This is a genomic window from Sphingomonas sp. Leaf22, from assembly GCF_001421715.1.
In the GTDB taxonomy this organism is placed as follows: Bacteria; Pseudomonadota; Alphaproteobacteria; order Sphingomonadales; family Sphingomonadaceae; genus Sphingomonas.
Genome location: NZ_LMKP01000001.1, coordinates 97,596 through 121,843, shown reverse-complemented (window position 1 = coordinate 121,843; position 24,248 = coordinate 97,596). Strand labels below are relative to the sequence as shown.

Annotated in this window: 26 protein-coding genes; 10 read left to right on the top strand and 16 right to left on the bottom strand. The window is 66.1% G+C overall.

All coding sequences use genetic code 11. The features are described from left to right. Positions 1–215: 215 nt before the first annotated feature. A complete protein-coding gene (locus ASE70_RS00550; RefSeq protein WP_056500287.1) occupies positions 216–698 on the bottom strand; it encodes an SH3 domain-containing protein in 483 nt (160 codons plus the stop codon). 98 nt (positions 699–796) lie between these two features. Here ASE70_RS00550 and ASE70_RS00545 point away from each other — a divergent pair, with 98 nt between their 5' ends. Then, positions 797–1,798 (top strand): 2-hydroxyacid dehydrogenase, encoded by a 1,002-nt coding sequence (locus ASE70_RS00545; protein WP_056500283.1) that lies wholly within the window; start codon positions 797–799, stop codon positions 1,796–1,798. A 43-nt stretch (positions 1,799–1,841) separates the two neighbouring features. On the opposite strand, the gene ASE70_RS00540 is transcribed toward ASE70_RS00545, so the two are convergent. Further along, the gene (locus ASE70_RS00540) at positions 1,842–2,321 is read right to left on the bottom strand and encodes a hypothetical protein (protein ID WP_056500280.1); all 480 of its coding nucleotides are present in this window, start codon (positions 2,319–2,321) and stop codon (positions 1,842–1,844) included. 368 nt (positions 2,322–2,689) lie between these two features. Further along, complete coding sequence (locus tag ASE70_RS00535; RefSeq protein ID WP_056500275.1) at positions 2,690–3,370, bottom strand: glutamine amidotransferase-related protein; 681 nt, start codon at positions 3,368–3,370, stop codon at positions 2,690–2,692. A 127-nt stretch (positions 3,371–3,497) separates the two neighbouring features. Here ASE70_RS00535 and ASE70_RS00530 point away from each other — a divergent pair, with 127 nt between their 5' ends. Next, entirely contained in the window at positions 3,498–3,692 is a 195-nt protein-coding gene (locus tag ASE70_RS00530) for a hypothetical protein (RefSeq protein WP_056500272.1), read from the top strand. Positions 3,693–3,727: 35 nt separating this feature from the next. Here the strand turns inward: ASE70_RS00530 and ASE70_RS00525 are convergent, their stop codons facing one another. From ASE70_RS00525 to ASE70_RS00510, 4 genes are all read right to left on the bottom strand, one after another. Beyond that, a complete protein-coding gene (locus ASE70_RS00525) occupies positions 3,728–4,189 on the bottom strand; it encodes a hypothetical protein (RefSeq protein WP_056500267.1) in 462 nt (153 codons plus the stop codon). Continuing rightward, positions 4,189–5,592, bottom strand: coding sequence for an NAD(P)H-dependent flavin oxidoreductase (locus tag ASE70_RS00520; protein ID WP_056500789.1), 1,404 nt, complete (start codon positions 5,590–5,592; stop codon positions 4,189–4,191). Before ASE70_RS00520 ends, ASE70_RS00525 begins: the two co-directional genes overlap by 1 nt. Before the next feature lie 162 nt (positions 5,593–5,754). After that, positions 5,755–6,891 carry a glycosyltransferase gene (locus ASE70_RS00515; RefSeq protein WP_056500265.1) on the bottom strand — a complete coding sequence of 379 codons (1,137 nt, stop codon included), beginning with the start codon at positions 6,889–6,891 and terminating at the stop codon, positions 5,755–5,757. Then, positions 6,888–7,766: an alpha/beta fold hydrolase gene (locus ASE70_RS00510; protein ID WP_056403148.1), complete on the bottom strand. Its 879-nt coding sequence runs from the start codon at positions 7,764–7,766 to the stop codon at positions 6,888–6,890. Before ASE70_RS00510 ends, ASE70_RS00515 begins: the two co-directional genes overlap by 4 nt. 18 nt (positions 7,767–7,784) lie before the next feature. Here ASE70_RS00510 and ASE70_RS00505 point away from each other — a divergent pair, with 18 nt between their 5' ends. The 8 genes from ASE70_RS00505 (at position 7,785) to ASE70_RS00470 (ending at position 15,333) form a co-directional block, all read left to right on the top strand. After that, positions 7,785–9,188: a protein adenylyltransferase SelO family protein gene (locus ASE70_RS00505; protein WP_056500262.1), complete on the top strand. Its 1,404-nt coding sequence runs from the start codon at positions 7,785–7,787 to the stop codon at positions 9,186–9,188. 86 nt (positions 9,189–9,274) lie between these two features. Continuing rightward, on the top strand, positions 9,275–10,684 hold the full coding sequence (gene astD / locus ASE70_RS00500; RefSeq protein ID WP_056403141.1) for a succinylglutamate-semialdehyde dehydrogenase: 1,410 nt from the start codon (positions 9,275–9,277) through the stop codon (positions 10,682–10,684). Between the two features lie 77 nt (positions 10,685–10,761). Further along, the gene (cobA, locus tag ASE70_RS00495) at positions 10,762–11,550 is read left to right on the top strand and encodes a uroporphyrinogen-III C-methyltransferase (protein ID WP_056403138.1); all 789 of its coding nucleotides are present in this window, start codon (positions 10,762–10,764) and stop codon (positions 11,548–11,550) included. Then, a complete protein-coding gene (locus ASE70_RS00490) occupies positions 11,547–11,843 on the top strand; it encodes a DUF2849 domain-containing protein (RefSeq protein ID WP_056403135.1) in 297 nt (98 codons plus the stop codon). Before cobA ends, ASE70_RS00490 begins: the two co-directional genes overlap by 4 nt. 149 nt (positions 11,844–11,992) lie before the next feature. Then, positions 11,993–13,627 carry a nitrite/sulfite reductase gene (locus ASE70_RS00485; RefSeq protein WP_056500259.1) on the top strand — a complete coding sequence of 545 codons (1,635 nt, stop codon included), beginning with the start codon at positions 11,993–11,995 and terminating at the stop codon, positions 13,625–13,627. Further along, a complete protein-coding gene (locus ASE70_RS00480) occupies positions 13,620–14,045 on the top strand; it encodes a DUF934 domain-containing protein (RefSeq protein WP_056500255.1) in 426 nt (141 codons plus the stop codon). Before ASE70_RS00485 ends, ASE70_RS00480 begins: the two co-directional genes overlap by 8 nt. After that, a complete protein-coding gene (locus ASE70_RS00475; protein ID WP_056403127.1) occupies positions 14,038–14,823 on the top strand; it encodes a phosphoadenylyl-sulfate reductase in 786 nt (261 codons plus the stop codon). Before ASE70_RS00480 ends, ASE70_RS00475 begins: the two co-directional genes overlap by 8 nt. 42 nt (positions 14,824–14,865) lie before the next feature. After that, the gene (locus tag ASE70_RS00470) at positions 14,866–15,333 is read left to right on the top strand and encodes a hypothetical protein (RefSeq protein WP_056500253.1); all 468 of its coding nucleotides are present in this window, start codon (positions 14,866–14,868) and stop codon (positions 15,331–15,333) included. Positions 15,334–15,492: 159 nt separating this feature from the next. On the opposite strand, the gene ASE70_RS00465 is transcribed toward ASE70_RS00470, so the two are convergent. Genes ASE70_RS00465 through ASE70_RS00425 form a run of 9 tightly spaced genes read right to left on the bottom strand, consistent with a single transcriptional unit; the run spans position 15,493 to position 24,150 of the window. Next, a complete protein-coding gene (locus tag ASE70_RS00465; protein WP_056500251.1) occupies positions 15,493–17,169 on the bottom strand; it encodes a GMC family oxidoreductase in 1,677 nt (558 codons plus the stop codon). 23 nt (positions 17,170–17,192) lie between these two features. Continuing rightward, on the bottom strand, positions 17,193–18,026 hold the full coding sequence (locus tag ASE70_RS00460; protein ID WP_056403118.1) for a sugar phosphate isomerase/epimerase family protein: 834 nt from the start codon (positions 18,024–18,026) through the stop codon (positions 17,193–17,195). Further along, the gene (locus ASE70_RS00455; protein WP_056403115.1) at positions 18,023–18,592 is read right to left on the bottom strand and encodes a gluconate 2-dehydrogenase subunit 3 family protein; all 570 of its coding nucleotides are present in this window, start codon (positions 18,590–18,592) and stop codon (positions 18,023–18,025) included. Before ASE70_RS00455 ends, ASE70_RS00460 begins: the two co-directional genes overlap by 4 nt. After that, positions 18,589–19,422 (bottom strand): 3-keto-disaccharide hydrolase, encoded by an 834-nt coding sequence (locus ASE70_RS00450; protein WP_235519493.1) that lies wholly within the window; start codon positions 19,420–19,422, stop codon positions 18,589–18,591. Before ASE70_RS00450 ends, ASE70_RS00455 begins: the two co-directional genes overlap by 4 nt. A gap of 10 nt (positions 19,423–19,432) precedes the next feature. Next, positions 19,433–20,356 carry a hydroxypyruvate isomerase family protein gene (locus ASE70_RS00445; RefSeq protein WP_235519490.1) on the bottom strand — a complete coding sequence of 308 codons (924 nt, stop codon included), beginning with the start codon at positions 20,354–20,356 and terminating at the stop codon, positions 19,433–19,435. Then, positions 20,353–20,730, bottom strand: a complete 378-nt coding sequence (locus tag ASE70_RS00440; protein ID WP_156355878.1) for a c-type cytochrome — start codon at positions 20,728–20,730, stop codon at positions 20,353–20,355. The genes ASE70_RS00445 and ASE70_RS00440 overlap by 4 nt, the downstream gene beginning before the upstream one ends. A gap of 2 nt (positions 20,731–20,732) precedes the next feature. After that, positions 20,733–21,875, bottom strand: coding sequence for a Gfo/Idh/MocA family protein (locus ASE70_RS00435; RefSeq protein ID WP_056500247.1), 1,143 nt, complete (start codon positions 21,873–21,875; stop codon positions 20,733–20,735). Next, positions 21,872–22,930: a sugar phosphate isomerase/epimerase family protein gene (locus ASE70_RS00430; RefSeq protein WP_056500243.1), complete on the bottom strand. Its 1,059-nt coding sequence runs from the start codon at positions 22,928–22,930 to the stop codon at positions 21,872–21,874. The genes ASE70_RS00435 and ASE70_RS00430 overlap by 4 nt, the downstream gene beginning before the upstream one ends. Continuing rightward, the gene (locus ASE70_RS00425) at positions 22,927–24,150 is read right to left on the bottom strand and encodes an MFS transporter (protein ID WP_235519488.1); all 1,224 of its coding nucleotides are present in this window, start codon (positions 24,148–24,150) and stop codon (positions 22,927–22,929) included. The genes ASE70_RS00430 and ASE70_RS00425 overlap by 4 nt, the downstream gene beginning before the upstream one ends. Positions 24,151–24,248: the final 98 nt, after the last annotated feature.

The following is a 24,248-nucleotide window of genomic DNA, read 5'->3' as shown; positions in this document are numbered from 1 at the left end:
CATATGTCCTGCGGTCCAACCGCGTCGATCGTATCAACGGTTATCGCTTGGCCGGGGGCGGACGTAAATGGGGGAGTTTGGCCGGGTGGGACTTGGCTCCCTCCCTTCGTCGCTCCCGCGAAGGCGGGAGCCTATAGACGCCGACGTCGCGCTTCCTGCCCGACCGCCGGCGTGTATGGATTCCCGCCTGCGCGGGAATGACGAGTGTCAGGCCGCTACATCGCCTCGCCCGGATCGACGCCCCACAGCCGCGCCTGCTCGACATAGCCGCCGCGCCCGCGCACGTCGAAGAAGCACCACGCGCCGTTGCACCGCGACAGCCGCCCGACCACGCCCGGGGCCGCGCGCCACACCACCGCCGCACCCGATTGCGGCGATGCGCGCAGTTCGATCACCTCGCGCCCGACAAAGGCGGTGCGGCGGTCGCTTAGCAACCCGACCTGCAACCAGCCGCGCGTGCCATCGGGGTCCTCGACCCGGCGCCAGTCCTGATAGACGTCGACGACCTTGATCGGCAGGTCGGCCCGGCGATACACCCATTGCGTCGGGTAATTCTTGCCGGGACCGCTGCGCATCCGTGCCTCGCCCGCCGCGATCGACGCATAATAAGGCGGCTTGCGGCGCTGCGCCTCCGCCGATCCGGTCGCCAGCACCACCAGCATCGGCGCGACCGCGATCGATCGCCTTGCGAAGCGCATGTTATCGTCCCCTTTTATCCGAACCCCGCCTCTATCGGCAACCGCACCGTGCCCGCAAGCCGTTGACGCAGGTTCGCCCAGTCGCCAATCCGGTACCCATGACCGTATCCGCTCCCCCGCCCCGCCATCCGCGAGTCCAGGTGACGCGGCGTCTGCCGGCGGCGACCGAGGGGCGGATGGCGACGCTGTTCGACACGGTGTTCAGCCCCGACGACCATGCCTTTACCCGCGACGAACTGGCCGCCGCGATGGCCGATTGCGACGTGCTGGTTCCCGCCGTCACCGACGTGATCGACGCCGCGCTGATCGACGCCGCGCCCGATCGCCTGCGCCTGATCGCCAATTACGGCGCGGGCGTGAACCATATCGACCTGAAGGCCGCCCGCGCGCGCCGGATCATCGTCACCAACACGCCGGGCGTCCTGACCGAGGATACCGCCGACATGGTCATGGCGCTGATCCTCGCCGTGCCGCGCCGGCTGGCCGAGGGCGAGAAACTGGTCCGGTCGGGCGAGTGGAAGGGGTGGAGCCCCGGCGGGATGCTCGGCCACCGTATCGGCGGCAAGGCGCTGGGCATCATCGGCATGGGCCGCATCGGTCAGGCGGTCGCACGGCGCGCGCGCGCCTTCGGCCTGTCGATCCATTACCACAACCGCCACCGCCTGCCCGAGGTGGCCGAGGCCGAACTGGGCGCGATCTGGCACGCCGATCTCGACGAGATGCTGGGCGTGATCGACCTGCTGACGATCCACACCCCGCGCAACGCCGACAGCGAAAACCTGCTCGACGCCCGCCGCATCGCCCGCCTGCGCCGCCACGCCTATCTCATCAACGCCTCGCGCGGCGGCATCGTCGACGAAGAGGCGCTGATCGACGCGCTGGAGGGCGGACGCCTCGCCGGTGCCGGGCTGGACGTATGGGCGCACGAACCGGCGATCGACCCGCGCCTGCTGGCGCTGCCCAATGTGGTGATGACCCCGCATATGGGCTCGGCGACGCTGGAGGGCCGCGTGGCGATGGGGGAAAAGGTGATTACCAATATCCGCGTCTGGGCCGACGGGCATCGGCCGCCGGATCAGGTGTTGGAGGGGTTGCGGTAGGGCGAATGGTCGAAAGGCGGCTTTCGCCCAGTAGCGACCCTCGTCAGCCAGAGATTGGTGAACCCTTTTCGCAAGCTGTCAGGGCCTTTCGCGCAATCTGGTCGAGCCACTCGTCATCTGACGGCTCAGTCCAAGGTCGTAGGACATCGACTAAGGCGGGATCGGCAACCATTTCGGCGGCCTCGAAAAGGGGCATACCGACCCATTCGCCTGACAACGCTTTTAGTACGAGCGGCAGCGCCAGCCTTCGGTCGCGCTGTGCAATACCGACCAGCGCTTCTGCTCGAACGACATCGTTTTCATCGTTGGCGGCCGATAGCAACGCCTCGCGTATTTCAGGCGTATCTGCTTCCGCTGATGCGAGCAGCATCGTCGCCCAATCACGGTTAGAGACATCAGCGTCCCGCGTCATCGCGATAAGCTTTTGCATGTTCGCATCAGCAAAGGCCGAGCCGGAGAGCGGCACTTCGTCGGCGGCAACTGCTTTCAAAAAGTCGGAGGCAGGTTCGTAAAGCTCGGTCATTGAACTCGCGTATCACCAACAAGGACCGACAGCTAACCACCAGAGTGGACCACTCGACACTTTCCTACACAGCCCCTGACTGCCAACATCGCCGCCGGTCCCTGCCAAACCCGCGCTCTTTGACACCGCCGCTCCCCGCAACACGCAAACGCTGTGCAAGTGTGACCTTTGTGACCTTTGGCGGAAATTCCCGACCCAATCGACCTGGAAGGGACCCGGCTGAAGACAGCACGGCCGATCGAAATTTACGTCACCCCGGACTCGATCCGGGGTCCCGCTTCTTCTTCTCCTCCGACGCAGAAAGCGGGACCCCGGATCAAGTCCGGGGTGACAACGAACGGTACGACATCGCAAACCGGCGACCGCCCCTACCCTTCCAGCCCCGCCAGCCACTCGCCGATCATCGCCTGCCCCGCCCGCACCGCCGCCGGACCCAGCGTCCGATATTCCTCGGTCAGGCTGCCGCGATGGTTCGGGCAATCGAGATAATCGAGCCACGCCTCGAACCGCGCATCCTCGCCCATCTCGGCATGGAATTGCAGCGCCAGCAGGTTGCGCCCCCGCCGGAACCCCTGCCGATAGCGCGGCGTCGTCGCCAGCAACTCGGTCCCGTCGGGCAGGTCGAACGTGTCGCCATGCCAGTGCAACACCGGCACGCCCGCGACATGGCGCAGCGGACTTGTGAGGTCCGGCGTCAGGTCGACCGGCGCGAAGCCGATCTCGCACCCGCTGCCCTTGTACACGTCGGACCCCATTGCCGCCGCCATCATCTGCGCGCCTAGACAGATGCCCAGCGTCGGCCGATCCGCTGCCAGCCGCCGCGACAGCGCCGCGATCTCGCCCGGAATCCAGGGATGCTCGGCGACGTCATAGACGCCCATCGGCCCGCCCATGACGATCAACAGGTCGGGCGTGGTCAGGTCGGCGGTCGCGAAGGCCGGATCGGTCACGTCGATCCGGTCGATCGCATATCTCGCCGCCTCTACCGGTGCACGGTATCCGGCACAGCCTTCATAGGGAACGTGGCGAACGATCAGCGCGGATTTCATGGGCCATAGTCTATCGCGCCGCAGGTTAATGGCACCTGTAATGTTTCTTTGTGTTGCAATGGGACGGGTTTGGAACCCCGGCGACGCAAAATCATTACCCGGACGTAGCGTAAACAGGAGTAACCCGATGAAAAAAATCGTGACTATCGCCCTCGCCCTCGCCGCCGGCAGCTCGCTGACCGCCTGTTCGACGCTGCGCGGCGGTGCGATCGGCGCGGCGGGCGGTGCCGGCATCGCGGCGGCGACCGGCGGAAATGTCGAAAAGGGCGCGGCCGTAGGCGGCGTCGGTGGTGCGGTGGTCGGGACCGTCGTCGACGATTGATGCGGAACGACCGGGGCGGCACGACGCCGCTCCGGTCAGCCGTTCAGCAGCGCGATCCGGGCAAGGTCCTTTGCGCGTCCGAACCGCGCGAGCATCGCCACCAGCTCGGCCCGGTCTGGCACCGGTACCACCAATCCTTCGTCCACTTCGACAAAAACCCGCGATCGAGGCCGGACCGGCTCCCACCGGTTCGCATGGCACAGTTCAAAGCCAGCCATGCACTCCACCTCGACGCCAGCCACATCCAGCGCGGCATAGAAGGGCGAACGGAACCGGCCGTTATCGTCCGGCGTGCGGACCCGGACCCCGGGCAATGCGCGGATCAGCGCGACATCCTCGATCCCGATCAGAACATCGATGTCGCCGACCGCGACCGGTCGCCGGGCATGCAGCGCGACCGACGCCCCGGCGATGACCCACCACGGTGCCGTCGCGGCCCGCAACACACCGACCATCATCGCCATCGCGTGGCGATGCGCCACCGACAGCCCGGCCATCAATCGCCGGTGAGGATGCGGTCGACCAGCTGTTTCACGCTCGGCACGAAGCCGTTCGAATAGAAGGGGTCACGCTTGAAATTATACGCGGCATGGCCGGCGAACATCAGGTTCCGGTCGGTCGGCCCGCCATGGGCGATGTCCTGCAACGTCTTCTGGATACAGAAGCTGCGCGGATCGGCCAGTCGCCCGGTCGAATTGGTCTCGCTATCGGCCCAGCTCGAAAAGCTGCACTGCGACAGGCAGCCCATGCAATCCGCCTGATCCTTGCGAATGACGCCCTTCTCCTCGGGCGTCACGAACACCAGCGTATTGTCCGGCGTCTTGAGCGCATCGGTGAAGCCCAGCCCGAACCATTCGCGCGCGCGGAGCAGATCGCCCTGCGTCACCCAGAAATTCCTGCCCTTCACCCCGACGTCGAGCTGGAAGACATGGTCGCCCGCCTCCTGCGTCGAAAAGGCGATCTGCCGCTCCGACCGCGCTTCGAGGCTGCGGAGGAACGGGTTGCGGACCGCCGACGAATAGAAGCCGGTCGGGCTGAACCGGTGCAACAGCACCTCGCCCCGCTCGATCTCCATCAGCTTCGCCTTCCACTCGGGCGGGATCGGGCTTTCCTGCGTCAGCAGCGGGCGGGTGCCGAACTGGAACGCGATCTTGCCCAGCTCGGGATTGTCGATCCACTCGTTCCAGTCGCGCAGATACCACACGCCGCCGGCCATCACGATCGGCACGTCGTCGGAAATGCCGCCCTCGCGCATCGTCGCGCGCAATTCCTTCACGCGGGGATAGGGGTCCTGCGGCTCCAGCGGGTTCTCGGCGTTCGACAGGCCGTTATGCCCGCCGGCCAGCCACGGGTCCTCATACACCACCGCCGCCAGCCACTCCGCCGCCTTCGAATAGGCACGCTTCCAAAGCGCCCGGAACGCACGGCCCGACGACACGATCGGCAGATAGCTGACGCCGTAGGACGCGGTGATCTCGGACAGCTTGTACGGCATGCCCGCGCCGCAGGTGACGCCCGACACCAGCCCGCGCGTCCGCTCCAGCACACCGTGCAGGATGCGCTGCGCCCCGCCCATTTCCCACAGGACGTTGATGTTGATCGCGCCGTTGCCGCCCGCGATCTCCCACGCGCGCCGCACCTGCTGCACCGCACCCTCGATCGCATAGTCGATCAGTTCCTCATGGCGTTCGCGGCGGGTCAGCGCCTTGTACACCTGCGGGATGATCTTGCCCTCGGCATCATAGCTGTCGGCATTGACCGCAGACACGGTGCCGATGCCGCCTGCCGCCGCCCATGCACCGGCCGATGCGTGATTGGTCGCGGCAACGCCCTTGCCCCCTTCGATCAGCGGCCAGACTTCGCGACCGTTATAGACGATGGGCGACAGACCTTTGAACAACATAACCTCCAGCGGGAACTTCGGTGCGGGCGGACGGGCCGACGATCGCATAGGAGCGTCATTAATCGCAGCGGACGCCGAACGCGAGCAAATTGCGTGGATCGCACGGTGCCGCACCCGCTGAACCACGTTACCCGCCGCCGGGCCGGGTCTGGCAAGCTGCTACCCCAACGCCCCCGGCCGCCCGATCGCGCGTTCGTACAGCGCCTTGTAGCTCGCGATCATGGTCGTCTCGTCGAACTCGGCATAGGCCTTGGCGCGGTTGCTCTCGCCGACACACTGGCGGGCGGCGGCATCGACGGCCAGCGACTGCAACCGGTCGCGCAGATGCACTTCTATCCGGTCGTTGCCCAGATACGGCCGGTTCGGTTCGGACACCATCCGCGCGATATCGCCGACCGGGGGCGCGACGATCGGCAGCCCCGCCGCCATCGCCTCCATCACCGAAATCGGCTGCTGCTCGCTTTTCGACGACAGCGCGAAGATGTCGAACAGCCCCATATAGCGCCACGCCTCGGGCAGAAAGCCGGGCAGGTGGACGCGGTCGTCGATCCCCATCGCCTCGGCCGAGTCGAGGATCGCCTGCCGCTCCGGCCCCTCACCGACGATCACCAGCCGTACCTTGACCGAAATCCCGCCGACCGACCGCACCAGCAGCGGCAGGTCCTTCACATCGCGCAGTCCCGCGACGCAGCCGATCACGATCTCACCCGGTTTTCGCCGAAAGCCGGGGATCGCATCGGGTGCAGGCCCGTGCGCGAACCGGGCGACCGGCACGCCGTTGCCGATCAGGTGCAGTCGTCCCTCGGGCTGTTTCCACGCCGTCTGCGCAACCTGCAACAGCCGCTGCGACGGCACGACCAGCGCATCGGCCGCACCCAGCGCGAAGCGTCGATACAGGTTGCGCACCGGGTTCAGCCGGGTCGCCTCGTCCTCGTTGAAGCCGTCCTCGTGATGGATCACCGGCGGCGCGCCCTTGGCGAACACGCGCTTCGCCATCACCCCGTCGATCGCGCCCCAGTTATAGGTCAGCACCAGATCGAAGCGGCGCATGAACTTCGCGATCGCCTCGAACCGCGCGACCGATGGCTTGCCGGTCAGCGGCGGCGGGTTCTGCGCGATCTCATAGCGGATGTGGTTGCCGATCGCCGCCTGCGCCTCGGTCCGCTCGGGTACGCCCGATACGATCGTGTGGACCGCGTTCGATCCCCACGCGTGCATCAGCCGCACCGCCCGCGCCTCCTTGCCGCCATAGGCGAAGGAGGAATGGAGGTGGAGAATGCGGACCGGCGCGGTCACGCCCCCGCCACCCGCGCCAGCAACCGGTCGATCGCCGCCGCTGCCGCCGGTTCGGTCAGCGTCGGGGCATGGCCGACCCGCGCGACCGTCGTCAGGTCGGCGCTATCGATCCGCTCGGCCATCGCCGCACCGACCTGTGCGGGCAGGATATCGGACAATTCGCCGCGAACGATCGACACCGGCTTGCCCGCCAATGCCGCATAGGCGCGCCACATGTCCGGCCCCGCCTCGTTGCCCGGCACGCGGAACGGCTCGGCGATCTTCATGTCATAGTCGAGGAGGATGCGGCCCGCCGAATTCAGCCGGTGTACCCGCTTGGCCATGTGCAGCCAGTCCTGCACCTCATACCCCGGATAGACGTCGCCGTTATTCTCCGCGACCGCGCGCGCCGCGTGCATCCACGTCGGATGGCTGACCTGCCGGCCGACATAGCCGCGGATGCGCCCCAGCCCGACCGGATCGAGTTCCGGCCCGACATCGTTCAGCAGCGCCGCCGCGATCCGGTCCCGATCGGTCGCGGCCAGCAGCATCGTCAGGATACCGCCCAGCGAGGTGCCGAACGCGACGACCTGCGGCAATTCCAGCTGGTTCAGCAGCGCCTCGACATCCTGCAGATAGACGAGCGGCACATAGGTCATCGGATCGCGGGCATAGCCGCTCTCGCCGCGCCCGCGCATCTCGGGCACGATCAACCGCCATTCGCCCGCCAGCCGGTCGGCGACATCCTCCCAGTCGCGCGCATTGCGGGTCAGCCCGTGCAGGCACAGGATCGCCGGTCGATCGGCCGGTCCGCCATAGTCGCGATAATGCAGCCGGAGGCCGTCGTTCGACCACCAATAGCCATCGGTGAAGCGTTGCTTGTCGGATAGCGCCATCGCCCCCCATATCGCCGCATGGCCGAAAACCCGCAACCCGCTCGCTATCGCCCCCGCACCGATATTATGGGTCTCGGCGATCCGTTCTACGACGCCGTGGCCCCGGCCTCGTTCCCGACGCACATCCTGCGCTTTCGCAACGACGACGCGGCGGCGCAGATCGGGATCGGGTCGGGCGACGGCACCGCCGACACCCTGCCCCTGACCGACGAAGCATGGCTCGACCATTTCGGCCGCTTCACCCCCCTGCCCGGCAGCATCCCGCAACCGCTGGCGCTGCGCTATCACGGCCACCAGTTTCAGTCGTACAACCCCGATATCGGCGACGGACGCGGCTTCCTGTTCGCGCAGGCGACCGACCACCGCGACCGTCTGCTCGACCTCGGTACCAAGGGGTCGGGCCAGACGCCGTATAGCCGGTTCGGCGACGGGCGTCTGACGCTGAAAGGGGGCGTGCGCGAAGTGCTGGCGACCGAGATGCTGGGGGCGCTCAACGTCCCCACCTCGCGCAGCTTCTCGCTGATCGAGACCGGCGAGGAGCTGGTCCGCGGCGACGAACCGTCGCCGACCCGTTCGGCGGTGCTGGTGCGGCTGAACCACAGCCATGTCCGCATCGGCACGTTCCAGCGGCTGGCGTACGAACGCGACGCCGAGGCGATGCATCGGCTGGTCGACTATGTCCTGACCCGCCTGCATCGTCGCACACCGGGCGGCACGCCGGCGATCGACCTGTTCGACGAAGTCGTCGGTCGGGTCGCCACACTCGCCGCGCGGTTCATGGCGGCCGGGTTCGTGCACGGCGTGCTCAACACCGACAACATCAACGTCACCGGTGAGAGCTTCGACTATGGTCCGTGGCGGTTCGCCCCGACCTGGGACGCGGGCTTCACCGCCGCTTATTTCGACCATCACGGCCTCTACGCCTTTGGCCGTCAGCCCGACGCGATGCACTGGAACGTCATGCAACTGGCGGTGGCGCTGCGCACGGTGGTCGACGCACCGCCGCTGATCGAGGTGCTGGAAACCTTCCCCGAACGTCATACGACGGCGGCAGCCGAAGCGCTGCTGTGGCGGCTGGGCGTCCGGCCCCGTGATCCCGCCAGCGACCGCGCGCTCGCCGATGCGGTAAAGGCGGCGCTCGCCACCTCGCACATGCCGATCGACGATTTCTTTTTCGAAGCGTTCGGCAGCTGGCTTCCCGAAGGCGACGACTGGACCACGTTCGAGGAAGTCCGCGCGCGGCTGTCGGAGTATCGTCCGCGCCGCGACCGCAGCCATTCCTATTGGTCCGACGGCACGCCGTGTTCGATGCTGATCGGCGAGGTCGAGGCGATCTGGGCCGCCATCGCCGAACGCGACGACTGGACACCGTTCCACGAAAAGGTCGTCGCGATCCGCCGCATGGGACAGGCGCTTGCCTGAACCGGGCCTATCGTAGCACATAACTGGCATCGTCGCGCGATCTGGTCCAAGGATGCGCAGCAAACAGGAGCCGGATACAACCACGCATGGCCGAACTCGTCTCGACCGAACCCGCAACCGGCGCGACCCTGTGGCGCGCTCCGATCGGCGATGCCGATACCGAAGTCGCCGCCGCCCGTGCCGGCTGGGCCGGCTGGGCCTCGCGCTCGCTCGCCTACCGGATCGAAGCGATGCGACGCTTCGCCAACGTCGTGCGCAGCCGGTCGGAGGCGTTCGCCGATGTGATCGCCCGCGAAACCGGCAAGCCGCTCTGGGAAGCGCGGACCGAGGTCGAAACGGTCATCGCAAAGGTCGAAATCTCGATCACCGCATACGGCGAACGCACCAGCCAGCGCCGGCTGGAGGCGCAGTCGAATTCGCGCATGGCGCTTCGCCACAAACCGCATGGCGTGCTGGCGGTGCTGGGGCCGTATAATTTCCCGGCGCATCTGCCCAATGGCCACATCATCCCGGCGCTGATCGCCGGCAATGCGGTCGTGTTCAAACCGTCCGAGAAGACCCCGGCGAGCGGCGCGTTCCTCGTCGACTGCTACCGTGCGGGCGGCGTGCCCGAGGATTGCGTCCGGCTGCTGATCGGCGGTCCCGAACAGGGGCGCGCGCTTGCGGACCATCCCGATATCGACGGGCTGCTCTTCACCGGATCGGCCCGCACCGGCATCGCGCTCAACCGCCAGTTCGCCGAAACACCCGACAAGATCCTCGCGCTCGAAATGGGCGGCAACAACCCCATCATCGTCTGGAGCACGCCCGACCTGTATGCCGCCGCCGTGCTGGTCGTGCAGTCGGCGTTCACCTCCGCCGGGCAACGCTGCACCGCCGCGCGTCGCCTGATCGTCGAACGGCGGCTGGCCGAACCGCTGCTGGCCGAGATCAACCGGCTGTGCGAACGCCTGATCATCGGCGAACCCCATGCCGATCCCGCACCGTTCATGGGGCCGGTGATCGATAACGAAGCCGCCGATCAGTTGACGGAAAGCTTCCTGTCGCTGACCTCGCGCGGCGGGCGTCCGCTCCGCTTCCTGCAGCGGCTGGTCGACGGGCGTCCGTTCCTGACCCCCGGCATCATCGACATGTCGGATACCGCCGAACGCAGCGACGTCGAACTGTTCGGGCCGTTGTTGCAGGTGTTCCGCGTCGACAGCTTCGAAGCCGCCATCGCCGAGGCGAACAATACCCGCTACGGCCTGTCGGCGTCGCTGATATCGTCCGATCCGCAGCTGTATGACGGCTTCTGGGCCAATATCCGCGCCGGCATCGTCAACTGGAACCGCCCGACCAACGGCGCGTCCTCCGCCGCGCCGTTCGGCGGGATCGGCTGGTCGGGCAATCACCGCCCCTCCGCCTATTACGCCGCCGACTATTGCGCCTATCCGGTCGTATCGACCGAAGCCGAGCAGGCGCGCGCGTCGATCGGTATCGGGCTGCGCAACCAATAGGCCGCTAAACAATCCCTTCCCGCCTCCCAAGCAAGCGTCGGTTGCTTGGGGGCGGCGTCACCCGCATCTACGCTATCATGGCAACGCTACTCGATCCGAACGCGCGCGGGCGCGTCATTCTCGTCGGGGCGGGTCCGGGCGATCCCGGCCTGCTGACCGTCCGCGCGGTGGAGGCGCTCAAGACCGCCGACGTCGTCGTCCATGACGGGCTGATCGATCCGCGCGTGCTCGATCTGGCTCCGGCGACCGCACAGCGCATCTCGGTCGCCAAGCAGCGCGCCCGCCACACCCTGCCGCAGGAATCGATCAACGCGCTGATCGTCGCCCACGTGAAGACGGGCGCGATCGTGATCCGGTTGAAGGGCGGCGACCCGTTCATCTTCGGCCGCGGCGGCGAGGAGGTGGACGCGGTGCGCGCCGCCGGCCTGCCGGTAGAGGTCATTCCCGGCGTCTCGGCGGCGCTCGGCTGTGCGGCCGGCGCGATGCTGCCGCTGACCCATCGCGACTGGTCGTCGGCGGTCAGCTTCGTCGCCGGCCAGTGCAAGGGCCTGTCCGATCAGGACTGGTCGGGCCTTGCCGGACAGGGCCGCACGCTGGTGATCTACATGGGCGTCGCGACTGCGGAGGCCATTGCCGACAAGCTGATGGCCGATGGCGTCGCCCCCGACATGCCGGTCGCGGTGCTGGAACGCGGCACCTATGCCGACGCCCGTGCGCTGCGCACCCTTCTCGCCGATCTCGGCCCGATGGTCGCACGTGAGGATGTGAAGAGCCCGGCGGTGATCGTCGTAGGGGAAGTCGTGCAACTGGCCGATGCCGAGGACAAGCTCGGCAACTGGGCTAAGGCTGCGGAGGCACTGGCATGAAGCTGCTGACCGGAAACGATCTCGCCAGCGGCGACGTGACGTGGTGGACCGGCCGCGACTGGTCCCGCCATGTCGAGGACGCCGCCGATGTCGGCGAGGACGGCGAACGCATCGCCTCGGTCGAGGAAGCGGCGCGGCGGGTCAACGTGCCCTATGTGATCGATGCGGTGGCGACGCCCGAAGGCCCTCGCCCGGCGCATATCAAGGACCGCATCCGGGCGCTGGGTCCGACGGTGCGAACCGACCTGACGCTCAAGCCCGCCGATCCGCAAGCCGGAGCGTGGGTCATATAAATCCTCCCCGGCACGGGGAGGGGGACCATGCACAGCATGGTGGAGGGGGTTGGCCTGCTCCACGACGGTTGCGTTGCGCGGCACTCCCCCTCCACCAGCCTGCGGCCGGTCCCCCTCCCCGCCAAGCGGGGAGGATTTAGGAAGAAGCGATGTACCAGTACGATACCTATGACCAGTCGATCGTCGATGCCCGGGTCGCGGAATTCCGCGATCAGGTCGAACGCCGCCTGTCGGGCCATCTGACCGAGGACCAGTTCAAGCCGCTGCGGCTGATGAACGGCCTCTATCTCCAGCTTCACGCCTATATGCTGCGCGTCGCCATCCCGTACGGCACGCTGTCGTCGGCGCAGATGCGGGTGCTGGCCGATATCGCGCGTACCTATGATCGCGGCTATGGCCATTTCACGACGCGGCAGAACCTTCAGTTCAACTGGATCAAGCTGGCCGATACGCCCGACATTCTGGAAAAGCTGGCGAAGTTCGAGATGCACGCCATCCAGACCAGCGGCAACTGCATTCGCAACATCAGTTCCGACCAGTTTGCCGGTGCCGCCGCCGACGAGACGACCGACCCGCGTCCATGGGCGGAATTGCTGCGCCAGTGGAGCACCTTCCACCCCGAATTCAGCTACCTGCCGCGCAAGTTCAAGATCGCGGTGATCGCGGCAGACGAAGACCGCGCGGCGATGCGGCTGCACGACATCGGCCTGCGCATCGTCGAACGCGACGGCGTGGCCGGTGCGCAGGTCTATGTCGGCGGTGGCATGGGCCGCACCCCGATGATCGCGCCGTTGGTCAACGACTTCGTGCCGTTGTCGGACCTGATGAGCTATCTGGAAGCCGCCTTGCGCGTCTACAATCGCTACGGCCGCCGCGACAATATGTACAAGGCGCGGATCAAGATCCTGATCCACGAGATCGGCGTCGACAAATACCGTGCCGAGGTCGCCGACGAATTCGCGCATATCAAGACGCTGGGCATCGACCCTCCGCAGGCCGAATTCGACCGCATCGCCGCTTTCTTCGCCGATCCGGCCTATGCCGACACGTCCGGCGACGCGCCGGTCGATCGCAGCGACGCCGGCTTCGCGGCATGGCTCGACCAGAATACCCATGCGCACAAGCGTGCCGGCTACACGATCGTCACGATCAGCCTGAAGCCGGCCGGCGGCATCCCCGGTGACGCATCGGCCGATCAGATCGACGCGATGGCCGATCTGGCCGAGGCGCATAGCTTTGCCGAACTGCGTGTCACCCATGCGCAGAACATCGTCCTGCCGCACGTCCGTTCGGTCGATCTGCGCACGGTCTATGACCGGCTGGTCGCGATCGGGCTGGCCGAGGCCAATCTCGACCTGATCACCGACATCATCGCCTGCCCCGGCCTCGATTATTGCAGCCTCGCCAATGCACGGTCGATCCCGCTCGCGCAGAAGATCGCCGACCGCTTCGCCGATCCGGTGCGCCAGCGCGATCTGGGCGAATTGAAGCTGAAGATCAGCGGCTGCATCAACGCCTGCGGCCATCATCACGCCGGGCATATCGGCATCCTCGGCGTCGACCGGAAGGGTACCGAGAATTTCCAGCTGTTGCTCGGGGGATCGGGTGCGGAGGACGTGTCGCTCGCCAAGATCACCGGCCCCGGCTTCTCGGAGGACGGCGTGGTCGACGCGATCGAGCGGGTGACCGACCGCTATCTCGCCGAACGTGCGACCGGCGAGCGTTTCGTCGACACCTATCGCCGGATCGGCATGGAACCGTTCAAGGAGGCCATTTATGGTTGAGCCACTGCGCCTGCGCAACGACGCTGCGCATGACGAACCCGCCGTCACCCTCGACGCGTTTCTGGGTCAGTCGAACGCTACCGCTGTGCGGATCGAGGCGGGCGACGATGCGCGCCTGCTCCTTCCGCATCTCGACCGGCTGGCGCTGATCGAGATCAGCTTTCCGAAGTTTCGCGATGGGCGCGGCTATTCCGCCGGACGTATCCTGCGCGAGGCCGGCTATACCGGCGAATTGCGGGCCGAGGGCGATGTGCTCGTCGACCAAATTCCGCTGATGCGCCGCTGCGGCTTCGACAGTTTCGCCCCCGCCGCACCGGTCGATGCCGCCGCACTGGCGCGCGCGCTCGAACGCTATGACCATGTCTATCAATCGGCGGCCGACGCGCAGGTGCCGGTGTGGAAATTACGTCATGGCTGATGCCGACCCCGATATTCGCGTCCGCGACCGGCTGGACATCGCCCCGCGCTTCACCACCGCCGATGCGCAGGCGCTGAACGACCGCTTTCAGGGCGTATCGACGCACGACATGCTGACCGTGGCGTTGCGCGAACGCCTGCTCGGCAATGTCGCGGCAGTGTCTTCGTTCGGGGCGGAGTCGGCGGTGTTGCTGCACCTGATCGCATCGGTCGACCGGTCGGTGCCGGTACTGTTCCTCGAAACCGGCAAGCATTTCCCCGAAACGCTCGCGTATCGCGACCTGCTGGTCGACCGGCTGGGCCTGACCGATTTCCGCAACCTGCGCCCCGATCCGACGCTGCTGGCGGCAAAGGACGCGACCGGGTTGCGCTGGTCCTACGACCCCGATGGCTGCTGCGACCTTCGCAAGGTCGAACCGCTTGCGCGCGGTCTGGCCGGGTTCGACGCCAGCTTCACCGGTCGGAAAGCGTTCCAGTCGACGACCCGCACTGCACTGCCGCGCTTCGAAATCGACACATCGGACACGGTCGGCCGGCTGAAGATCAATCCGCTCATCACCTGGACGCCGGCCGATATCGACGCGTACTTCGCCGAACACGACCTGCCACGCCACCCGCTGGTCGAACAAGGTTTTCCGTCGATCGGCTGCCAGCCCTGCACCAACCGCGTAAAGCCGGGCGAAGACCCGCGCTCGGGCCGCTGGGCCGGTTGGGAAAAGGTCGAATGCGGCATCCACACGCCGCTGCCCGACGGGGATCCGAACCTCCCGAGCTTCTGACCCACGCTTGCCCCGCCCCGGTTTCCGGCGCAGAGCGGCGCGATGCAGCAATCGGTAGTCGCCTATTTCACCAACGGCCGGATCATCGTCGCACCGGTCTCCCGCACCATGTCGGGCGATACCATCGCGACCGATCCCAAATGGTTCGGCAAATCGGCAAAAAAGTCCGTCGTCGCACAGTCGATAGGCGATGCCCTGTCGGGATCGCACAGCGGCGTAGCCGATCCGACGCCCGAACAATGGAAACGCCAGTTCATCCCCTTTCAGGACGCGGCGGCGGTCAAGAACTTCAAGACGTTCATGCGCGAGGCTCGGCGCGTCGATATCGACCGGACCGGTAACACGGTCGTGCTTACGCCCTCCGACAATCTCGGCGCGAACAACGGTTTCGAACCGCGGCCGGACGATGCAAAAACGGTCACCACCGGCCATGACGAGGCGGTGGCCGCCGCACTGCTGGTCCTGCTCGGGTTACGGCCGGATCCGGCATCCACTTCCACCGAAGCCTGACCCAAACGTCGCCCCGGCACAGGCTGGGGTCTGTTGCGGCTCCTGCCACGTTCTGTCTGTAAGAGACTCCAGCCTGCGCCGGGTGACGTCGACAGCGGGAAAGCGATCCGCCGCAAACGTCACCCCGGCGCAGGCCGGGGTCTCTAGGTTACGCTGCCCTTACGCCCAGGGCTTGGTCCGCACCGCATGGTCGGCCGCACGGGCAGTCAGCGCCATGAAGGTCAGCGACGGGTTGACGCACGATACCGACGCCATCTGCGCGCCATCGGTGACGTAGAGGTTCGACGCGTCATGCGCCTGGCTCCAGCCGTTCAGCACCGACTTGCGCGGATCGGCACCCATGCGGGCACCGCCCATCTCGTGGATCGCGTCGCCGGGGACATGCTCGCCTTCGTAACTGCGGACATTGGTCAGGCCCGCCGCCTTCAGCATCTTCTCGCCCTCGATGCGCGAATCGGCCATCATCTTCAGCTCGTTCTCGCGGAACTTCACGTCGAATTTCATCAACGGTACGCCGAACCGGTCGACCTTGTTCGTATGCAGCGAAACCCGATTGTCGGCATAGGGCAGGCATTCGCCGAACGCGCCCATGCCGAACTTCCACGGGCCATATTGCCGCATCCCATGCTTCATGTCCTTGCCGAAACCGACCGGAGCCATCGGTTCGCGCCGGGCGCTGCCCTGATAGCCATAGCCCCGCCGGAAGCCGACGCCTTCCTGGCCCTTCAGGTTGCGGAAGCGCGGGACATAGACTCCGCCCGGCCGCCGGCCATATTCGATCATGTCGGTCATGCCGGGGACATCGCCTTCGACCCCGACGCGGAAGATATGGTCCATGACATAGCGGCCCAGCGTACCGCTGGCGTCGAAATGACTGCGCCCGCCGCCGCCCATCCGCGAATTCATCAGGATCTGGGTGGATGCCATGGCCGACGCACACAGGAAGACGAGGTTCGCCTGCACCGTTTCCGCCTGCCCCGTCTTGGCATCGATGAAGCGGACGCCGGTCACCTTCTTGCGGGCGGCATCATATTCGAGGTTGGTGACGACCGCATCCGACCGCAGCGTCAGCCGCCCCGTCGCCCGTGCCGCCGGCAGCGTCACCGCCTGCGTCGAGAAATAGGCACCGAACGAACAGCCATTGCCGCACTGGTTGCGGAACTGGCACTTGCTGCGGTTCTGGTCCGGCTTGTCCTCGGTCATGTTGGACAGGCGGGTATTGATCAGCTTGCGGCCCGGAAACTTGGTTTCCAGCTCCTGCTTCAACCACTTTTCCGCGACGTTCATCGGCATCGGCGGCTGGAATTCGCTGTCGGGCAGGTACGGCAGATTTTCACGCGATCCCGATACGCCGATATATTTTTCGACATAGCTGTACCACGGCGCGACGTCGTCATAGCCGATCGGCCACGCACCATCGACGCCTTCGCGCTTGTTCGCCTCGAAATCGTCGGCGCTCCACCGGAACGTCCAGCGTCCCCAGATCAGCGATTTGCCGCCCACGGCACCGGGGCGAATCCAGTAGAATTTCTCGCCTTCGTCGAACGCATAGGGGTTCAACCGGTCGTCATTGTAGAAGGACCGGTTGCTCGGCGAGACATAGCCATGTTTGGCGATGAAATAGTCGCTGTCCATCAGCGGCTTGGGCATTTGATTGCGCGCCGGCACCTCATAGGCCGGCTTGCCGTCATACGGATAGCCATCGATATGCTCGACCATGCGGCCACGGTCGAGCATCAGGACGCGCAGGCCCTTTTCGGTCAATTCCTTGGCGGCGAACCCGCCGCTGACGCCCGATCCGATGACGATCGCGTCGAACCTGTTGGTGACTGCCATGTTTCCCCTCCCAGGGTATTTGTTTAGTAACGCAGCGCCTTGAGCGTCCGGAAACTGGTGGTGACGTCGGGCAGATAGGGCGCGGGTGCCTGATCATTCTCGACATAGAAGTGACGGACGCCGGCACTGCCGCGACGGCGGAACAGCGCGGCGAAATCAGTCTTGCCGGCACCGACCGCGGTCATGCTGCCATCGGCCCGCGCGTCCTTGACGTGGTACGCATAGAGCCGCGGCCCGAGCCGGTCGATCCATGCGCCGACATCCTCGCCGGCATGGCCGACCCAGTAGAGGTCGAGCTCGATCTTCACCAGCGCCGGATCGGTCGCCTTCAGCAATCGCTCGTACAGGCTGACCCCGCCCGGCTTCACCGTGAATTCGAAGTCGTGGTTATGATAGGCGAAGCCCAGCCCGGCCTTGCGCAGGTCGGTTGCGAAGCGGTTGAAGTTCGGCATCGCCGCATTCCAGCCGGCTTCGTTGCGATGCTGGTCGACCATGTACGGCAGAACGACCGTATCGGCCCCAAGCGTCTTGGCCATTTCGACCTGCTTGTCGAACGCGCCGAGCAACGCTTCGTACGGCACGTGGATCGACGGTGCCTTGAGGCCCAGCCGGTCCATCGTCCGCCGCAGCAGCTTGTGGTCCATGGCGTCATAGCCGCCACCGCCATATTCGACTTCCTTATAGCCGATACGGGCGAGGTCGCCGAGCGTCTTGACCGGGTCCTTCTGGAACAGGTCGCGCACCGTATAGAGCTGAAGCCCGACGGCCTTGATCTGGGCCGCCTGCGCGATGCCGGTGACGCCGAGTGCGGCGATGCCGCCTGCCCCGGCCAAGACGTGCCTGCGATTGACGATCATGCGCTGTACACCTTGTTGACCTGCGAATAGGGAAAGGCACCGTTATATTCGCCCGGTACCGGCAGATATTCGCGCTCCTGCGTCATGCCGATTTCCGACGTATAATAGCCGGCGATGACCAGCTGGCGGAATGCTTCGAAGAAGGTCTTGCCGCCCGGAATCTGGTCGTTCATCGCCAGCGTCAGCAAAGCGTCCTGCTGCGCCGGCGTCGCCTTGGCACCCGTGACCTTATAGTCCGCCATGCTGCGCTTCTCGATCGCATCCAGCCCGGCGACGATCGGCACCCGCTCAGCCGGATAGGACCAGTCGGCGAGTAGCTTCTCGATATAGGCTGGCACGCCCGCGGCGATCGCGCCCGGCGTATCGGTGGTCGGGATGACGCGTTCGCTCAAGCCCGTCATCAGCGCGCGTTGCGGCGCGGTGAACACGGCGGCGCTCGGCGGACCATCGCTGATCGTCGGCACGCCGACCGGTCCTTGCGCTCCGACAGCGCGCGCGAGCGGCGCGTACAGCGCGGTGCCGAACATCGCCGCGACACCGGCCAGAGCCGTCCTGCGATCGATCATTTGCTGTTCTCCTTCAGATCCTGCGCGATCGCGCTCTCGGGCAGCGGTCGTACCCAGATGTTGCGGAACGACACCGGCGAGTCATGATCCTGCAACTGGATCGGCGCGGCATCGCCATGCGCCTCGTATTTGGCGATCTGCCGCCAGATCGTCGTGCCCAGCATCGCCTGATGATTTTGCACCACCACCCCGTTCAGGATCGCGGTGACATAGGCCGGTCGCACCAGCGACCCGTCGGCGGCAAAGCGCGGCCGTTCGAACACGACGTCATAGGTCTGCCATTCGCCGGGTTTGCGCGACGCATTTACCAGCGGTGGCTTGAAGCCATAGACCGCGCCGACCGTGCCATCGGCATAGGTCGGGTTCTGATAGCCATCTAGGATCTGCACCTCGTAGCGCTGCATGAACCAGATGCCGCTATTGCCGCGATCCTGCGACGTCTTGGTCGGCGGATTGGGGCTGCGGAATTCGAGGTGAAGCTGCACGTCGCCGAAGCTCTGCTTCGACACCAGATCGCCGCCACCTTTGCCACCCGGCCCTCGCGCCGGTACGGTCATCACACCGTCCTTGACCGGCCATGGCGTACCCTTTGGCAACCACGCGTCGGTCGAGCGCCCGTCGAACAGCACGATCGCATCGGACGGCGCACCGCCCGGCTGTGCCGCGGGCGTCACGACCGTCGGCGTCGGCCGGTCGGCATCGTGAACCTTCCACTGTCCGCCCGGCAGTATCGGCGTATCCCTGAAACCCGGCTTGTCCTGCGCACCGGCGGAGCCCGCCAGCGCCATCAGCACCGATCCGAGCACCGTTATCGTACGGAGCCTCATCATCCCCTCCCCTTCATGCCTGGTCGATCCGGCGATAGGCTGCGACCAGCGCATCCTCCCCCGGCCGACCCTTGATCGAATTGCCATGTTCCATGCCGATCACGCCGGCATAGCGCTTGTTCCGCAGCCATTTGACGACGGTGGCATAGTTGATTTCGCCGGTCCCCGGCTCGTTGCGGCCGGGATTGTCGCCGAACTGGATATAGCCGATCTCGTCCCAGCACGTGTCGAGCGTCGGGATCAAATTCCCTGACTGAATCTGTTCGTGATACAGATCGGCAAGAATCTTGACCCCCGGACTGTTCGCACCGCGCGCGACGGCATAGCCCTGCGCGACGGTCTGCATATAGACGCCGGGATGGTTGGTCCGCGTGTTCAGCGGTTCCATGACCATGGCGATGTCATGCGGCGCGACGATATCGCCCGCGCGGCGCATCACGTCGATGACCCGTGCGGTCTGGATGTCCTGCGGCACCTTCGGGTCCATGAACCCGGTCACCACCGTCATCCGCGTCGCCGACAGCCGCTTGGCGACCTCGATCGACGCGCGGATGTCGTTCAGGAACGCTTCGCGCTCGGCACCGTCGTTCGCGCCCAGCAGCGGCCGCGATTGCGCCCATTTCGGCATGCTGGCGACGAACACGCCCATCGTCATGCCGCGCTGTTGCAGCGCCTTCGCCATCGCCGTCTGTTCGGCGATACTGCGCCCGGCCGCCTCATTGTCTTCCCACGCCATGAAGCCCTGATCGGCGGCATAGGCGATCTGTTCGATCCGGTCGCCACGACTGGCGAAGCTGCCTTCGTGCGGCGCGAATTTCAGCGAGAAGCGCGCAGCGTTGCTGCCGCCGCCTTCGCGCCGTTGCGACGCACCCACCCCAGCGGCCAGCGTCGCGGCGGCGGCCCCTGCGATGACCGTGCGCCGCGACACGCCGCTCACTTGGCCGACGTCAGATAGGCGATGATGGCGGCACGCTTCGCCGGATCGGGCGTCGCGATCGGCATCCGCGTGCCCGGCACCTTCTTGGCCGGTGCCGTCAGATACACGTCGAGCGTCTTGGCGTCCCAGCGCAGCTTCGACGCCTTCATCGCCGGCGAATAGTTGAAGCCCGGCACCGACGCCGCCGGCCGTCCGACGACGCCGAACAGATTGGGGCCGATACCGTTGCGGCCACCCTTGTTGACCGTGTGGCACGCCTTGCAGGCGTTGAACGCGGGCGGTGCCGCGGTCTGGGCGGTGGTTGGCGTCGCCGTGGCGAGCAGCGCGGTCGCACCGGCCGCACCCACGATTGCCATACCCGTCAGCAGTTTCATCTTTACTCTCCCGCTTCCACTGAGTTCCATTTTCGGTCGGAGTTCGCGTTCGCGATCACCGCCTCGATAAAATTCATCGTCCGCAGACCATCGGTCAGGCCGGGGACGAAGCGTTCGTCCTGCCCGCGAATCGCCGCCGCAAACCCTTGATACAGATTGGCAAAGGCTTCGATATAGCCCTCGGGATGGCCCGACGGCGTACGCAGCAATGCCTGGGTCGATCCGGCCAGTCCCGGCCCGCCCGCCCGCACCACTTCGGCCGGCCGGTCAAGCCAGCGCAGCGTCAGCGTGTTCGGCTCCATCTGCGCCCATTCGAGAGTGCCAAGCTCTCCCGACACGCGCAGTTTCAGGCCATTCTCCTCGCCCGCCGCGATTTGGCTGGCCTTCAGCGTACCGCGCGCGCCGCCTTCGAAGCGCAGCAGCGCGCTGACATCGTCGTCGAGCCGCCGCCCGGCGACATGCGCGGTCAGGTCGGCCGACACCTCGCTCACCCGCACGCCCGCGACACGCTCGGCAAGGTGAAAGGCATGCGTGCCGATATCGCCCAGACAGCCGCCCAGCCCGGCCTTCGCCGGATCGGTACGCCATTCGGCCTGCTTGTTACCTTCGCCATCGATCGGCAGGCTTAGCCAACCCTGTAGATACTCGACCTGAACGAGCCGGATCTTGCCCAGATCGCCGCGTGCGACGCGCGCCCGCGCCTCCTCGACCAGTGGATAGCCGCTATAGGTGAAGGCCAGCGCGAACTTCGCCCCGCTCTTGCGCGCCGCGGCGGCGATGGCGCGGGCTTCGTCGCTGCTCATCGCCATCGGTTTTTCGCAAAAGACGTTGATGCCCGCTTCCAGTGCGGCGATCGCCATCGGCGCATGCAGGTGGTTCGGCGTGACGATCGCCAGCGCGTCGATCCGCTCGCCCTCCGGCAGCGCGCGTTCGGCCGCGATCAGCGCGTTCAGATCGCCATGGACACGCTGCGGGTCGAGCCCGAGCGACGCACCGCTGCGGGCGTTGCGGTCGGGGTCGCTGCTGAACGCGCCGGCCACCAACTGCCAATCGCCGTCCAGCGCCGCCGCCTTGCGGTGGATCGCGCCGATGAACGCGCCCTCGCCACCGCCGGCCATGCCCAGCTTCAACGCCCTGCCGCTCATTCCGCCGACAATCCCATCAGCTTGCGGATCGCCGCCCGGTCGACGCCGCTCTTGGCGAAATCGTCGAAGGCGTGATCGGTCAGCTTGATCATATGCGCCTCGATGAACGGAGCGCCTTCGCTGGCACCATCGTCGGAGTTCTTGAGCGCGCACTCCCATTCGAGCACCGCCCAGCCATCATAGCCATATTGCGCCATGCGGCTGAACACGCCCGAAAAATCGACCTGTCCGTCGCCCAGCGAGCGGAACCGCCCCGGACGATCGACCCAATCCTGATAACCGCCATAGACGCCCGAGCGCCCGGTGGGATTATATTCGGCATCCTTGACGTGGAAGCACGAAATCCGGCCGTGATAGCGATCGATGAAGTCGAGATAATCGAGCTGTTGCAGCACGTAATGCGACGGATCGAACAGCAATCGGGCGGCATTATGCCCCTTCACCGCCTCGAGGAAGCGTTCCCATGTCGCCCCGTCGTGCAGGTCTTCGCCGGCATGGACCTCGAACGCGCAATGCACGCCATTGTCCTCGAACACGTCGAGGATCGGGGTCCAGCGCCGCGCCAGTTCGGCAAACGCTTCCTCGACCAGCCCGGCGGGCCGCTGCGGCCACGGATAGACATAAGGCCATGCCAGCGCACCGGAGAAGGTCGCATGCGCCTTCAGCCCCAGATTAGCGCTGGCCTTGGCCGCCATCTTGACCTGCTCGACCGCCCAGCCCTGCCGCTCGGCAGGTTTGCCGTGCACTTCGGGCGGCGCGAAGCCGTCGAACAGCGTGTCATAGGCGGGATGGACCGCGACCAGCTGCCCCTGCAAATGGGTCGACAGTTCGGTCACTTCGATACCGTGGTGCGCCAGCTTGCCGCGCAGATCGTCGCAGTAATCCTTGCTCTCCGACGCGGTTTTCAGGTCGATCAGCCGCGTGTCGCACGGGATCTGCACGCCGACATAGCCGAGGCCCGCGGCCCATTCGGCCATGTTCTCCAGCGTGTCGAACGGCGCCTTGTCGCCCATGAACTGCGCCAGGAAGATGCCCGGCCCCTTCATTCCCGTCATGCCAGCGTCTCCTTGCGACGATCGTCGCGGAAGGTGAATTGGAACAGCAGCGCGATCGCCGCGGCGGCGACCGCCGGATAGATCCACATGCCCTGCCAGTCGGCGATGGTCGGCGTGGCCGGCAGCTGCGCATAGATCATCGCGCCGATCTGCGAGCCGAGGAGCATCCCGACGCCATAGGTGAACAGCGTCAGCATGCCCTGCGCCTGCGCATTGACGCCCTTCGGCGTGGCGATGGTGCCGACATAGATCGCCCCGGCGACGAAGAAGAAGTCGTAGCACACGCCATGCAGCGCCACGCCGACATAGATCGCCCACATCCCCGACCCGCCGTCACCGATCGCGAACAGCGCATAGCGCAGCGCCCATGCGGCCATGCCGACCAGCAGCAAAGGCTTCACGCCGAAGCGGCGATAGAGCCATGGCATCGAGAACATGAACACCAGTTCAGACATCTGCCCGATCGCCAGCGTCCCGCTGACATTCTCGATCCCCGCCGCGCCGACATAGGGCGAGGCATAGGCGTAATACATCGCCAGCGGCACCGAGATCAGCGTCGCGCAGAGGATGAAGATCAGGAACGACTTCTGCCGCATCAGCCCGAACGCCTCGACGCAGAAAACCTGCGCCAGCACGCTGCCGCCCTGCGGCTTGTCGGCCTCGACCGCCGGCAGGGTGAAGCTGTAGACGCCGAGCGCGACCGACACGACCGCCGCGACCCAGAAGATCTTCGGGCTGGCGGACAGTCCCGCCCAGCCGATGATGAGGCCGGCGGCGATCCAGCCGATCGTACCGAACGCGCGGACGAACGGGAAATTGTCGGTCCGGTCGCCGAAGCTCTTGAGCGCGATCGTGTTCGCAAGGCCGACGGTCGGCATGTACAGGATCATGTAGCCTAGCAGCAGCCACACGAACGTCCCGCCCTTTTCCGGGGTCAGCAGCGTCGGCAGCAGGTACAGCAGCACGCCGCCGACCAGATGCAGGATCACCATCAACATGCGAGGCGCGACATAGCGCACCGCGACCATGCCGAGCAGCAGCGACCCGACGATCGACGCGATCGGCCCCATCGAAAACGCGTTGCCGATCAGATTGCCGATCCCGACCGTCTGCATCACCAGGCCGAGCGTGACCTGCCACGCCCCCCAGATGAAGAACTGCATGAACATCAACGCGCTTAGCCGCGCGGTCAGACTCCCGTCGACCGATCGATCGGTCACGGGCCCGACACCCTCCGCTATGGCCATCGCCATCCCCTCCGCAGTATTGTCTGCTAATTCGTTTGCAACGCTAGGTAGGTCGACGCGCCCTGTAAAGA

What these genes read in the sequence shown, in the direction of transcription:
- ASE70_RS00490 (WP_056403135.1), top strand. Translation starts at nt 11,547, where the DNA reads ATGAAGCTGCTGACCGGAAACGATCTCGCCAGCGGCGACGTGACGTGG.
- ASE70_RS00455 (WP_056403115.1), bottom strand. Translation starts at nt 18,592, where the DNA reads ATGATCGATCGCAGGACGGCTCTGGCCGGTGTCGCGGCGATGTTCGGC.
- ASE70_RS00460 (WP_056403118.1), bottom strand. Translation starts at nt 18,026, where the DNA reads ATGATCGTCAATCGCAGGCACGTCTTGGCCGGGGCAGGCGGCATCGCC.
- ASE70_RS00440 (WP_156355878.1), bottom strand. Translation starts at nt 20,730, where the DNA reads ATGAAACTGCTGACGGGTATGGCAATCGTGGGTGCGGCCGGTGCGACC.
- ASE70_RS00540 (WP_056500280.1), bottom strand. Translation starts at nt 2,321, where the DNA reads ATGACCGAGCTTTACGAACCTGCCTCCGACTTTTTGAAAGCAGTTGCC.
- ASE70_RS00465 (WP_056500251.1), bottom strand. Translation starts at nt 17,169, where the DNA reads ATGGCAGTCACCAACAGGTTCGACGCGATCGTCATCGGATCGGGCGTC.
- ASE70_RS00530 (WP_056500272.1), top strand. Translation starts at nt 3,498, where the DNA reads ATGAAAAAAATCGTGACTATCGCCCTCGCCCTCGCCGCCGGCAGCTCG.
- ASE70_RS00480 (WP_056500255.1), top strand. Translation starts at nt 13,620, where the DNA reads ATGGTTGAGCCACTGCGCCTGCGCAACGACGCTGCGCATGACGAACCC.
- ASE70_RS00475 (WP_056403127.1), top strand. Translation starts at nt 14,038, where the DNA reads ATGGCTGATGCCGACCCCGATATTCGCGTCCGCGACCGGCTGGACATC.
- ASE70_RS00525 (WP_056500267.1), bottom strand. Translation starts at nt 4,189, where the DNA reads ATGGCCGGGCTGTCGGTGGCGCATCGCCACGCGATGGCGATGATGGTC.
- cobA (WP_056403138.1), top strand. Translation starts at nt 10,762, where the DNA reads ATGGCAACGCTACTCGATCCGAACGCGCGCGGGCGCGTCATTCTCGTC.
- ASE70_RS00535 (WP_056500275.1), bottom strand. Translation starts at nt 3,370, where the DNA reads ATGAAATCCGCGCTGATCGTTCGCCACGTTCCCTATGAAGGCTGTGCC.
- ASE70_RS00485 (WP_056500259.1), top strand. Translation starts at nt 11,993, where the DNA reads ATGTACCAGTACGATACCTATGACCAGTCGATCGTCGATGCCCGGGTC.
- ASE70_RS00505 (WP_056500262.1), top strand. Translation starts at nt 7,785, where the DNA reads ATGGCCGAAAACCCGCAACCCGCTCGCTATCGCCCCCGCACCGATATT.
- ASE70_RS00510 (WP_056403148.1), bottom strand. Translation starts at nt 7,766, where the DNA reads ATGGCGCTATCCGACAAGCAACGCTTCACCGATGGCTATTGGTGGTCG.
- ASE70_RS00545 (WP_056500283.1), top strand. Translation starts at nt 797, where the DNA reads ATGACCGTATCCGCTCCCCCGCCCCGCCATCCGCGAGTCCAGGTGACG.
- ASE70_RS00470 (WP_056500253.1), top strand. Translation starts at nt 14,866, where the DNA reads ATGCAGCAATCGGTAGTCGCCTATTTCACCAACGGCCGGATCATCGTC.
- ASE70_RS00430 (WP_056500243.1), bottom strand. Translation starts at nt 22,930, where the DNA reads ATGACGGGAATGAAGGGGCCGGGCATCTTCCTGGCGCAGTTCATGGGC.
- astD (WP_056403141.1), top strand. Translation starts at nt 9,275, where the DNA reads ATGGCCGAACTCGTCTCGACCGAACCCGCAACCGGCGCGACCCTGTGG.
- ASE70_RS00435 (WP_056500247.1), bottom strand. Translation starts at nt 21,875, where the DNA reads ATGAGCGGCAGGGCGTTGAAGCTGGGCATGGCCGGCGGTGGCGAGGGC.
- ASE70_RS00450 (WP_235519493.1), bottom strand. Translation starts at nt 19,422, where the DNA reads ATGATGAGGCTCCGTACGATAACGGTGCTCGGATCGGTGCTGATGGCG.
- ASE70_RS00550 (WP_056500287.1), bottom strand. Translation starts at nt 698, where the DNA reads ATGCGCTTCGCAAGGCGATCGATCGCGGTCGCGCCGATGCTGGTGGTG.